Consider the following 13,495-nt stretch of genomic DNA (forward strand, 5'->3'; position numbering starts at 1 on the left):
GATGATGTTCCATAACGATATTTCGAAGATCGCCACGAAGCGCGATAAGCTTATGCCAGCCGCCCGGCTTTTGGGAGGCACGGCGCTGCCGTTGATCGTACTTGCTATTCCGGCACATGCGCAGGCTCAGAACGCGACGAACACCGCGACTGTTTCTGTTCCCGCCGGCGCAACCGACACGAACACCGCGAACAACAGCGCCACGGATACCGATACGATCCTTGCCGATCTGGTCGCGACCAATGACGACTTTAGTGGCACGCCGATCCTGTCGACAGGCGGTACAACCACGACCGTTTTCGTAAACGACCTGATCAATGGCGCGACGGTCACCAACCCGGATGTCAACGATCCGACTATCATCAATGATGGTGGTCTGACCGGCGTCTCCATCGATGCAAATGGCGTAATCACAGTACCTGCGGGAACCACCCCGGGAACTTACGTGGTCCGTTACGAGATCTGTGAGACAGCCAACCCAACCAATTGCCGTCAAGCCGATGTGACCATCCTTGTTGGCGGCGTTGCTGACCTGCAGACGGTCAAAGTGCTTACTTCGGGCACCGCCGAACCAAGGGTTACCGATACGGTCACTTTCGAAATCACCGTCACCAACAATGGCGGCGATGATGCGACCAACGTTACGCTGACCGACCTTCTGCCTGCTGGTCTTACCGCCACGGCGAACAATGGCGATGTCACCGCAGGTACTTACGTTGCCGGCACCGGTGTCTGGACGATCCCGACCCTCGCCAATGGCGCAAGCGCGACCCTCACCATCGAGGGTACGGTTGACCCAGGCCAGGCGGGCAACACAATCACCAACACCACGACCGCTGCAACCAGCGACCAGAATGACCCGACCACTACGGGCGATGATCTGGACGAAGCTGTCACCGTTATCAGCACCATCGTTGCGAACGAGGATGACTTCTCGGGCACTCCGATCCTTTCGACCGGTGGTTCAACCGCCAGCGTCTTCGGCGACGACACCCTTAACGGTGCTTCGTTTGCCAATGGCGATGTCATTGCAACCGTCACCAATGATGGCGGCCTGACAGGCGTTTCGATCAACGCAGACGGCACGCTTAGCGTGCCTGCTGGCACCACGCCGGGCACCTACACCGTCACGTACCAAATCTGTGAAGCTGCAGACACGGATAACTGTGACACGGCAACGGCAGTTGTGCTCGTTGGCGGCGTCGCTGACCTGCAGACGGTCAAAGTGCTTACCTCGGGCAACACCGAGCCAGGTGTTACCGACACGGTCACTTTCGAAATCACCGTCACCAACAATGGCGGCGATGATGCGACCAACGTCACGCTTACTGATGCTCTGCCTGCTGGTCTTACCGCCACGGCGAACAATGGCGATGTCACCGCAGGTACTTACGTTGCCGGCACCGGTGTCTGGACGATCCCGACCCTCGCCAATGGCGCAAGTGCGACCCTCACCATCGAGGGTACGGTTGACCCAGGCCAGGAAGGCAACACGATCACCAACACCACGACCGCTGCAACCAGCGACCAGAATGACCCAACCACAACGGGTGACGATCTGGATGAGTCCGTCATGGTCATCAACACCATCGTTGCGAACAATGATGACTTCTCGGGCACTCCGATCCTTTCGACCGGCGGTTCAACCGCCAGCGTCTTCGGCGATGACACCCTCAACGGTGCCTCGTTCGCCAATGGCGATGTCGTTGCAACCGTCACCAATGATGGTGGCCTGACGGGCGTTTCGATCAACGCGGACGGTACGCTGAGCGTGCCTGCTGGCACCACGCCGGGAACCTACACAGTTACGTACCAGATCTGTGAAGCAGCAGACACGGATAACTGTGACACGGCAACGGCAGTTGTGCTCGTTGGCGGCGTCGCTGACCTGCAAACGGTCAAGGTCCTTACCTCGGGCAACACCGAACCAGGCGTTACCGATACGGTCACTTTCGAAATCACCGTCACCAACAATGGCGGCGATGATGCGACCAACGTCACGCTTACTGATGCTCTGCCTGCTGGTCTTACCGCCACGGCGAACAATGGTGACGTCACCGCAGGTACTTACGTTGCCGGCACCGGTGTCTGGACGATCCCGACCCTCGCCAATGGCGCAAGCGCGACCCTCACCATCGAGGGTACGGTTGACCCAGGCCAGGAAGGCAACACGATCACCAACACCACGACCGCTGCAACCAGCGACCAGAATGACCCGACCACCACGGGCGATGATCTGGATGAGTCCGTTGATGTCATCAACACGATTGTTGCCAACAACAACGACTTCTCGGGGACCTCGATCCCCTCAACGGGTGGCAACACCGCAACCGTGTTCAGCAATGACACGCTCAACGGTGCGTCGTTCGCTAATGGTGACGTCAACCCGACTATCACCAATGATGGCGGCCTGACCGGTGTGTCGATCAACGCGGACGGTACTCTTACCATCCCCAATGGCACCACGCCGGGCACCTACTCGGTCACGTACCAAATCTGTGAAGCTGCAGACACGGATAACTGTGACGATGCGACCGTCCAAATCAATGTCGGCGCAGTTGTCGATCTGTCGATCACGAAGAGCAACGGTGTGAACGAAGTGACCTCCGGTCAGTCGATCACCTACACGCTCGTAGTTAGCAACGCAGGTCCGGACGCGGCAACCGGTGCGGTTGTCACCGATAACCCAGGCGCAGGTCTGTCCTGCCCGGTTACCGGTACCGTCACCATCACGGGCGACGGCGTACCGGGTGGCACGTTCACCGTCGGTGATCTGACCACGACCGGCATCACGCTGGGTACGCTGACCGCTGGCCAGTCGGCCACGATCACCTACACCTGCACCGTGAACTGATCCGGATTTAGCGAAAGATCGGTTTGACTATGTCTCGCCTCAACCCACAAAGCCTTGGCTTGGAGAGTATCCAGTTTTCACGGATATTCTCCGGCCTCGTGCCGATCCTTGTGATCGCCACGCCGGGTGTGGTTGCCGCAGCCGTTGTGTCCAACACGGCTTCGGTCTCCGCCCCCACAGGTGTGGTTGAGGCGAACACAGCCAACAACACGGTCGAGGATTCCGATGATCTTCTGCTGACCATTACCGCATCGCCGGATATGGTCGCAGGGATCAACGGCACCTTGGGCCAGGCTGGCGTTATCAATGTGTTCGACGGTGATACGATCGGGGATACCCCCGCTTCGCCGACGAATGCACTGCTAGCGCTCGCTCCAGGCAGCACTCTGCCTCCGGGCATCACCTTCGATACATCGACCGGTCTGGTCGATGTGGTCGCAGGCACGCCCGAAGGCGACTACATCTTTGAATACCAGGTTTGCGACATCGCCGTTCCAACGAACTGCGAAATCGCAACGGTAACGGTGGGCGTCATTGCGCCGGCAAGCGAATTGTCGGGCACTGTCTTCAGGGACTTTAACGGCGATCGAGATATCGGCACGGACGAGACACGACTGGATGGTTGGATCGTCGAACTGTCTGATGGCACCGGCACGGTCTTGACCACCACAACTGATGCCGACGGCAATTACTCATTCACCGGTCTTCCGGCGGGCTTCAATTACACCATCACGTTCCGCAATCCGGAAACAGGTGTGGTGTTCGAGAAGATCACTGACATCCAGCTGGAAGTCGCGTCGTCACTGCCGGACCAGAACCTTCCAATCGACCCATCGGGCGTGGTCTACGATTCCGTCACGAGATTGCCGGTTGCGGGCGCAATCGCAACGCTGGTCGATCTCAACGGGAATCCGCTCCCGGTGGATTGCTACATCGATCCGTCACAGCGCAATCAGGTAACCGGCGCCGATGGCGGCTATCGCTTTGATATTGTGCCCGGCGCCGCCGGAGCATGTCCTGTGTCTGAAGCGGAATATGTGGTCCAGATCACCCCGCCAACAGGCTACAGTTTCACTTCAACCGTCCTGCCACCGCAGCCCGGATCGCTTGATCCAACGGGCCGTCCGGACCCGGCACAAGTGGTCGCAAGCCCGACCGCGCCGACTGGAAGCGATGCGTTCTACTTTCTTTCGTTCCTGCTTGAGAGCGGCGATCCCAATGTGACGAACAACCACATTGCGCTCGATCCATTCCTCAACCGCGACGATTTGATCGTCACCAAGACTTCACCGAAACGCTCGGCCAGTGTTGGCGACATCGTCCCGTACGAGATTACCGTTCGCAATGAAGAAAGCGTCCAGCGCGCTGATGTGGACGTGGTTGATGTTCTGCCTTCGGGTATGACCTATATCCTCGGCAGCGCCCGCGTGAACGGCGTGGCCCTTGAGCCTGAACTGGCCAATGGCAACCGTGAACTGATCTGGCGCGATCAGGCTATTCCGGCGAACACGACCTTTACCTACAACCTGAGCCTGATTGTTGGCGCAGGCGTCACTGAAGGTCAGTCGGTGAACACCGGCCTCGCCGAAAATGGTGCGGATGGCAGTGAAATCTCCAACCGCGGCACCGCGACAGTGTCCATCGTGCCTAGCACCTTGTTCGATTGTTCGGAATTGATCGGCCAGGTGTTCATCGATGCGAACGGCAATGGTTATCAGGATGACGGCGAAGTCGGCATTCCATCGGTCCGCCTCGCCACCGTCAATGGTGAGCTGATCACCACGGACGAATATGGCCGCTACCACATTGCCTGTGCGGCGGTGCCGGATGCACGGATCGGGTCCAACTTCGTCTTGAAACTGGACGAAAGCACCCTGCCGCAAGGCTGGGCGATGACGACCGATAACCCCCGCACAGTGCGTCTTACCCGAGGCAAAATGAGCGAGCTCAACTTTGGCGTCGCTCAGGCGGAGACTTCGACACTGACCATCGATGATCGTGCCTTCAATGCAGACGGCACTCTGCGTGCAGAGATCATCCAGCGTCTGCATTCGCTTAAGGATACTGAAGCGAAAGCCATGATCGTGCGTGCCACCTACGAAATGGGCGGCGATGCGAGTTCAGACATGGTTCGCGCGCGCCTCGAAACGATCCGCAGCGCTCTCAAACAAACATTTGCAAGCGATTGGGACGGGCCAGCCCCAGTCATTCAAGTGAACGCAGCAAAGCCAAAACCAGAAAGCAAAGAGGGAGAGGAGTGATGACAATGACCAAATCAGCCCGCTTCGCCTCACGCTTCCTACTTGGTGCATCAAGCGTTGCCATGATGGGCGTTGCCGCGCCTTTGGCCGCAAAGGACGCTGCTGCGCCGGCGTCGTTCGATCAGCTTTCGCAGATTTCGGCGAAGGTAGATAAGGCGCAATCCCCTCAAACAGTTGCTCCGGCGAAGAAAGCCGCTGTTGCCGCACGTGTAGAGGCCAAGGTTTCAGCCAAACCAGCCGCGCCGGTCCTATCTTGGGGGCTGGTCGGTTCGAATGATACCGTTCAGCGCGGCACCCCTGCCCGCTTCATCGGCTACACCAACTATTCGGCTTTCATCGAACGGTCGGAACTGCGCCTTTTTGCCAAGGGCGCCGATCTGAACGGTCCCCCGCACGCCATCATTCAGGCGAACGGCGACGGAGTCATGCTTTGGACACCGTCCAGCTATGCCGACAACGACATGGTCGCGGTGTACCGCGTCTACGCCAAAGACGGCTCATTCGATCAGTCTGCCGCGCAAAGCCTGAAGGTTTTGAATGCCGCAGAGATGTTCAAGCCTGAACCAGTCGCGCGCGCCGATTTCGGTGTTGTGGATGCCGCCGCTGCGCGCAATATCGACCTGACCGACGCCAAGACCACCGAGGTCAAAGGCTCGCTCGGCAATGGCACCTTGAAGCTATACGCCGAGGGCCAGCTTATCTCGCACGATCCGGCAACCGGCAAATTTGCCTCGACCCAGATCTTGCCGAAAGAATGCTCTGCAATCTCCGTCATCGCAGAGGCCGCTTGCGGTCAGTCTCAGATGAGCGTGGCTATCGACTCCGCTCCACCCGCGAGCGCCGGCGATGGTCTGTCGATCGCAAAGGCAGGGCCAGGTACCGAAAAGGTCCCTCATGACGAGACGCAGGATGATGACCGTTACAATATCGAGGTGCGCACCGAGAGCGCGCATATCGACCCTATCCTGTCCGTTGGTCTGATTGAGAAAGAGCGCATTGTTGTGCGCGGTTCGACGGTCACTTTCCTTGGCTACACCAACTATCCGTCACTGATCGCGAAGTCCGAATTGCGGCTGTTCCCGGGTGGAACCAATGCATCTTCGACACCCTATGCGGTTCTGTCTACCAACGGTGATGGCATCGCGAGTTGGTTGGTTGATGCCGATGCCCCGCAAGAGATGTTCTATGTCCTGCGCGTCTATGACGAGAAGGGCCGCTTCGACGAAACACGTCCGAAGGAACTGACCGTTGTGGACGAGGATCCCTCTCCCGAGGCTGTCCCGACGCGTCCGAACTTTGGAACCAAAGACGAAGCTTCGATCCGCAACATCAGGATGCGGGGCGTTTCGAAAGTCACTGTCACAGGCCGCGCAGACCCGCAGGACGAAGTCGTCCGCGTCGCTGGTCAAATGGTGCCAGTGGACGAGAATGGTCGCTTCGTAAGCGAGCAGATCATTCGCAATTCGACCGAGACGATCGAAATCACCATAGGCAAGAATGGCAATGTGAGCTTTGCGGCTGTACGAGAGCTCGACACCGATCAAAACCGCTGGTTTGTCGTGGGTCAGGGTGAAGTCACCATCGGTCGCTCTTTCTCAAGCGGCCCTGCCCGTCAGGTCAGCGGAGACAGCCTGACCGAAGGTTCTTTCGCGATTGGCCGCGCTGCGTTCTACGCCAAGGGCATGCTGTCGGACGAATGGCGTCTGACCACCTCGCTCGATACGGGTGAAGCACCGGTTGAAGACCTGTTCTCCAACCTTGACCGTAAGGATCCACGCCAGCTTCTGCGTCGTCTGAACTCGGAGCAATATTATCCGACTTTTGGTGACGATTCCACGCTGGTTGAAGATGCCCCGACACAAGGCCGCTTCTACGCGCGCATCGATAACGGCATCAGCCAAGCGGTAATCGGCAACTTCATCGCGCAGTCGACAGGTGCAGAACTTGCCCAACTGGATCGCGGTCTGTTCGGCGCACTGATCGATGTGAATTCCGAAGCCCTGACTGACTTCGGTGAGCGCAAAGCGCAACTTCTCGGCTTCGCATCCGACCCGGGCACCGTCCCGGCGCGCGAAGAGTTCCGTGGCACTGGCGGCTCGCTCTACTTCCTGAAGCGTCAGGATGTGTCGATTGGCTCCGAACGTGTGCGCATCGAGGTGCGCGACCGTGAAACGGGCATCGTACTGGAAAGTGAAGAGCTCAACCCGCGCGAAGACTACGACTTTGATCCGTTCAACGGACGCCTGACGCTGCTCAAGCCGCTTTCATCAGTAGCCAACAGCGGACGCACCGTGCGCGACGGCAGCGCATCGGGCAACATCCCCGTGCTCGTGGTCCGTTACGAATATTCGCCAACCTTCGGCGATCTTGACGGCTACACAGTGGGTGGTCGCGGCACATTCTGGCTGGGCAACAATGTCCGCTTTGGCGCGACCGCGCAGCGTGACACGCTGGAAGAAGCAAACCAGACGCTGCTGGGCGCTGATGCCGTCATTCGCGTGACTGCCGGCACCTATTTCAAAGCCGAAATCGCTCAGACTGAAGGACCTGGCTTCTCCCAGTCCAACTCGGTCGATGGCGGTCTGACCTTCTCGGACATCGCCAACCCCGGTTCCTCGCAAACCGCGCAAGCGTGGCGCACCGAATTCGCTGTCAACTTTGCCGAACTGGCCAAAGTTCAGGGCAATCTCGGTAAGATCTCCGGCTTCTACGAGAACCTGGGCGAAGGCTTTTCTTCCGCAGGCTTTCTCACGCCGGCTGAAACGGAGCGTTGGGGCGTCAACGCTGATGCACCTCTTGGCAAAACGGGCAATATCACAGCCAGCTATGCCGAATTTTCGGCTGAAGGCCGTGGTGGCAATCGCACTGGCGAAGTTGACTTGACCAACCAGTTCACCCTGCAATCGGGAACGCTCAGTGCGGCGCTTGGTGTGCGGTATGAGGACCTAAGTGCCGGAACCCTGTTCAATTCGACACAGGATGGCGCACGCACCGATGCTGCCCTGCAGCTCGAATTCCAGCCGGCGAATAAAGGCTGGAAAGTGCACGCCTTTGGTCAGGCGACGCTAGACAACGAGATTGGCCGACAGACCAACGACCGCGTAGGCGGCGGCGTGACCGCAGAGATTTCCGACGCACTCTCGCTGCGAGGCGAAGTGTCCGGCGGCGACGGCGGGCTGGGTGCCGATGTGTTGCTCAATCACCGTACTGGCAACGGTTCAGAGAGCTATGTCGGATACACCCTGCTCGCCGAACGCACCGATACGGGTCTGGACTCCCAGAACTTCTTCACCGGTCCACGCGGCGGCGCACTCGTTGTTGGCTCGCGCCAACGCTTCAGCGACAGCTTCAGTGTGTATGGCGAAAACCGCATCGGTATTGGCGGTGTGGGCGACTCCCTGTCGCGCAGCTTCGGCCTGCAGTTCAGCCCGACCGACAAGATCAGCGTTTCCGGAACGTTCGAAAATGGTCGGATCGATGATCCTTCAACGGGCGAATTCAAACGCACTGCAGGATCAGTCACGCTTGGCTACACTGCAGATGATATCCGCGTTGGCACCTCGGTTGAGGTTCGCCGCGAGGAAGGTCAGGCACAGGATCAAACCGTTTGGCTGCTCCGCTCAAACCTCAGCTATGCCGTTAATCCAGACTGGCGCTTCGTCAGCGAGATCAACCTCGCGCGTGCCGATACAGACGGTATCAGCATCCGCGCGGCTGAGTTTACCGAAGCCATTGCCGGTTTCGCTTATCGCCCTATCGACAATGACCGTGTGAACGGCCTTGTCCGCCTGCAATACTTCGAAGACCTCGGCCCTGTTGGTCAGGCAAGTGGCTCGGGTCAGATCGAGAATCCGAAGCAGGTCAGCACGATCTTCAGCGCCGATTTCAACTTCGATCTGTCGGAAAAGCTCACTCTGGGTACCCGCTACGCTTATCGTGGGGGCAAGGTCTCACTGGGCCGTGATTCCGATGTGTTCGTCAATTCTGACGCGCACTTGGGTGTCGTTCGTCTTGACTACAACGTCGTCCGCGAATGGGATCTGCTCGCCGAAGGCCGCGCGCTTTGGGTCAATCAGGCCGACGATCTGCGCCTTGGCGCACTGGCAGGGGTCTACCGACATATCGGCGATCATGTGAAAGTGGGCGTTGGCTATTCTTGGTCCGATTTCTCAGACGATCTTACCGATCAGAGCTACTCCAGCCATGGGCCATTCCTGAATATTCTCGGCCGCTACTAACCATATCGCTCGCTAAGGCGGGAGCATATTCACCAAATCAAACCAGTCCTTTGCAAAGTACTTGGCTAGTGACACCGAGGGTGTAGGGTGTCATGTGGGTCGCTCATCATAGGTATGGGGGCCTGATGTATGCGCGAAATCCGGATCGGATCGTGCCTTCTGCATGAAGACCGGCAGTTGATTCGTGAAGGAAAACGGGTCGCAATTGGCCCGCGTGCCCTTGCAATCCTATCAGAACTTAGCCGCCATAGAGGCAAGGTCGTTTCCAAAGACGAACTGTTCGATGCTGTCTGGGGCGAAGTGGCGGTCGAGGAGAATGCGCTGCAGGTCCATATCGGGGGCGTGCGCAAGGCGCTGGGCGCAGATTCCGACTTGATCGAGACGGTGCGCGGCGTCGGGTATCAACTGAGCGAGGAGCGAACAGCACCGGAACCCGAGCCTTCTGATGTTCCCGATCATCTTGATAGCAGTGCGCCAGCGCCAGAGGCTGCTCCAGTCGTCGCCACCACCGAAGACAGCGCGCCTTTTTTGACCGCCCCAGTATTGCAGTCCTCGCTTTCCGCCATCCGCCGGGCGATGATGAGCAGGCTTACTTCGCAGAAGGCATGGCAGAGGACATCATCGCCGGCCTTTCACGGTCCAGTCTGTTGCGCGTGACGTCGCGGCAATCATCGCTGTCCTATCAAGCCGATGGAGCCCCGACAGCAAAGGTCTGCGGCGATTTGGGGGTACGCTATCTGCTGCGCGGCCAGATCCGGAAAATGGGACCCAATGTCCGCGTGCGTGTGGACCTGATTGATGGAGAGTCTGACCAGGTCGTCTGGTCAAGCGGACAGGATACGCCGCTGGAAGAGATCTTCACACTACAGGACAGCATAACCAACAGCATTGTCGCCACGATCGAACCCGCCCTGCTTAACCGCGAACAGTCGATAGCATTGAAACGGCCCAAGACCATCCAGCATTGGGACCTCTTCATCCGTGGGCGCTACCATTACTGGAAAGCCACTCCGCGCGATTTCAAGAAAGCCGAGTATCTCTTGCTAGACGCGCTGGAGCTGGAACCAGAGGACGCTCAGACGCTGGTCTTGCTGGCCGCGAATACGCTGGGGAACATCTGGGCCGGCCAGGTCAAAGACTACATGCAGGAAATTGCGCGGGCCAAAGACTTCGCAACACGCGCCGTCGCCGCCGATCCTTATAGCGCCGCCACCCATTCCGAGCTGGGCATCGTTCGCACGCTGACAGGCCAGTTTGATGCCGCGTTGGCCGAGCAGCGCCGCGCGCTTGAACTCAATCCCGGATACGCCCAGTCGCTTGCAGAGCTAGGCAGGCTTCTTGCCTTCCGCGGGGACCCCGAAGAAGCGCTGGTGAAGATTTCCGAGGCGCTCGCCATGAGCCCAACCGATCCGCATGACTGGCTATGGCTCCGCTCCAGCGCGATTGCATATCTGCAGATGGACCGTCTGGAGGAGGCCAAGCAATACGCGCAAGACGCTCTCACCCGCCGTCCAGACTTCTTCTTTCTGCACCTTCTGTTGGCCGTGTGCCATCACCGGCTGGGTGAAGCGGCGGAGGCCAAGGCGGAATGCGCCAAGGCTGTAGAACTAAATCCGGACTATGCCGAAATGGCACTAAGGATCGGCCACCCTTTCGCGGACCCGGCCGATCTGACAAAATTCATCGATCACCTGCGTGCAAACGGGTGGAATGGATAGAAGAGGAATTGCTTTCACGGGGGGAAGCAGATTATGGAAAATGCAACTGAAACCAAGAAGATAGCCATATTGGGCGGCGGAATTGCCGCACTGTCAACCGCGTTTGAGCTGTCATCGCAGCCCGGTTACGACATTACGATTTACACGCTCGGTTGGCGTCTGGGCGGGAAATGTGCGTCATCGCGCGGACCCGACAACCGCATCGAAGAACACGGAATTCACGGGTTTCTTGGCGCGTATTACAACGCGAACCCGATGGTCGCGGCGATCTACAAAGAGCTAGGCCGCGAACCGGGGATGCAAATCGCCACCTATCAAGAAGCGATGGTCGGCCTGAACCAAGCCCAGATGTACATGTATAAGGACGGCGAACCGCAGGTCTTTCCGATCACCTTCCCCATAGACAAGCTGTTTCCGGATCCCGGCCAGCCTATGGGAGTGATCGCCGTCGAGGATTTGATCCGCCGGGCGTTGCAATTCCTCTCAAACATCCACGAGGCCGCACCACCGCATAAACATGGCGGCTTTCTGGCAGAGGCGTTTGACGAGCTCGCCGAGAAAGCCGAGCACCTCGCGGCTTTGGGTGCAGAAGCGCTCACGTCTGCTCTCTTACCGATCATCGACAAAGTCTATCTGACCTTGCGCAAATTGGTGCGCCCTTTGGTTGAGAACGACTACGAAGCGAAGGAGATCTTCACTATCGTCGACTGGCTGGTCACGATCCTGCGTGGCACGCTTGCCGATGAATGTGCAACCAAAGGCTTTGACTATCTGGATGATGAGAATTGGACCGACTGGTTGGCGCGTCATGGCGCTGATCCGCTAACCATTGAGTCGCCGATGGCGCTCAACACTATCAATCTGTCTTACCAGTATCCGAACGGCGATACCTCGCAGCCTTCGGATATGGCAGCGGGTGCTTATGTCCATTGGTCGCTGCGGTTCATGGCCTATGCCGGATACCCGTTCTACGCCTTCGAAGCCGGAACAGGCGAGACAATCATCGCTCCTTTCTATGAAGTGCTTAAACGGCGGGGCGTGAAGTTCGAGTTCTTCCAGAAAGTCACCAACCTCAATCTTAGTGAAGACAAGTCCCAAGTCGCATCGGTTGATATTGATGTGCAGGCAACGTTGAAGCCGGGGATCGAGGAATACGAGCCGCTGATGGCCGATCCACCAAAGGGCCTACCGTCTTGGCCTCACGATCCGAATTTCGAGCAGCTCGTTGAAGGCGAAGCGATGCAAGCGGCCAATGTCGATCTGGAATCGTGGTGGACGCCGTGGCAACCGGTGGGGAAACGCACCCTTGTCGCAGGTGAGGATTATGACGAGCTCGTCTTTGCCCTTTCGATCGGTGCGGTACCTTATGTCTGCCCCGAACTGTGCGAAAATTCGCCTACTTGGCAGAACATGGTGGATGCGCTTCCGGCGGTGCAGACCATGGCGATGCAGTTCTGGCTATCGAAATCGATGGAAGACCTTGGCTGGGATATCCCTCTAAAGGGCAACAACACGTCGTTGAGTGATACGTACTTCAAACCGTTCTCGGGCCATTGCGAAATGCACCACCTCATCAAGTGGGAATCATGGCCGACCGACAACACGCCCCAATCGCTGTGGTACTTCTGCGATGAAATGAAAGAGATTGAGACACCGCCTCCCTTCACCGACCATGATTATCCGGCGCGAATGCTCTCCTACGCAACCGGGCAAGCCACAGACTATCTCAACGCCAGGATCGGGGGCTGATGCCCGGGGCCATCAATAAGGCGACCGGCGGCGACGGAGATCCGGAAGCACTGGATTACAATCTACTCGTAGACACCCGCAGCGAGCCGGGTTTCGGCCAAGAACGCTTCGCCAGTCAGTTCTGCCGCGCGAATATAGATCCGACCGAGCGCTATGTTCCATCACACACTGGCAGCACCAAGCATCGCCTAGCCCCTTGGGAGAGTGGCTATGACAATCTCACGCTTGCCGGAGACTGGACCTATACGGGCCTGAATGTTGGAAGCGTGGAATGCACGGTGATGAGCGGACGGCTTGCTTCGCATGCACTCACGGGCTTGCCAGCTTTGTCTGATATCACCGGCTATCCACCAATGGGCAGAAAGCCAGTGAAAGGCGCATCGCCGAAACAACTGGCACAGGATGCAGCCGCAGAGACCTGAGCATACGCCTCTCGAGACTAAGGCAGATTGAAGAACGAAAATGCGCTTCGCCAAACCGGCGGGGCGCATTTTTCGTTGGAATGAGGGTGCATTCAGACAGCGAGCAGCGCTGCTCACCCTCGGCAAACCACACAAAAATGCCCTCAAACACATTTTCTCGGAGTTTTTTCGAGTTTTTGAAGCTGCCCGATAAAATTCTAACCATTTGACTTTGTGAGACTTCTTGAAATCACCTTCAGGAAAACAACAGGTT

General features: G+C 58.0%; 7 protein-coding genes. All 7 read left to right on the forward strand.

Annotation, left to right across the window (positions count from 1 at the left end; genetic code table 11):
* Position 1: 1 nt before the first annotated feature.
* Complete coding sequence (locus tag AC0V6K_RS03470; RefSeq protein WP_472624820.1) at positions 2–2,854, forward strand: beta strand repeat-containing protein; 2,853 nt, start codon at positions 2–4, stop codon at positions 2,852–2,854.
* 29 nt (positions 2,855–2,883) lie between these two features.
* A complete protein-coding gene (locus AC0V6K_RS03475) occupies positions 2,884–5,115 on the forward strand; it encodes an SdrD B-like domain-containing protein (RefSeq protein ID WP_472624821.1) in 2,232 nt (743 codons plus the stop codon).
* A 5-nt stretch (positions 5,116–5,120) separates the two neighbouring features.
* A complete protein-coding gene (locus AC0V6K_RS03480; RefSeq protein ID WP_472624823.1) occupies positions 5,121–9,353 on the forward strand; it encodes a TonB-dependent receptor in 4,233 nt (1,410 codons plus the stop codon).
* A 129-nt stretch (positions 9,354–9,482) separates the two neighbouring features.
* Positions 9,483–10,010 carry a winged helix-turn-helix domain-containing protein gene (locus tag AC0V6K_RS03485; RefSeq protein WP_472624825.1) on the forward strand — a complete coding sequence of 176 codons (528 nt, stop codon included), beginning with the start codon at positions 9,483–9,485 and terminating at the stop codon, positions 10,008–10,010.
* Positions 9,959–11,071, forward strand: coding sequence for a tetratricopeptide repeat protein (locus AC0V6K_RS03490; protein WP_472624827.1), 1,113 nt, complete (start codon positions 9,959–9,961; stop codon positions 11,069–11,071). The genes AC0V6K_RS03485 and AC0V6K_RS03490 overlap by 52 nt, the downstream gene beginning before the upstream one ends.
* A gap of 33 nt (positions 11,072–11,104) precedes the next feature.
* The gene (locus AC0V6K_RS03495) at positions 11,105–12,820 is read left to right on the forward strand and encodes an NAD(P)-binding protein (protein WP_472624829.1); all 1,716 of its coding nucleotides are present in this window, start codon (positions 11,105–11,107) and stop codon (positions 12,818–12,820) included.
* Positions 12,820–13,242: a hypothetical protein gene (locus AC0V6K_RS03500; RefSeq protein ID WP_472624831.1), complete on the forward strand. Its 423-nt coding sequence runs from the start codon at positions 12,820–12,822 to the stop codon at positions 13,240–13,242. The genes AC0V6K_RS03495 and AC0V6K_RS03500 overlap by 1 nt, the downstream gene beginning before the upstream one ends.
* Positions 13,243–13,495 lie beyond the last annotated feature (253 nt).

The organism is Erythrobacter sp. S43 (assembly GCF_057364955.1).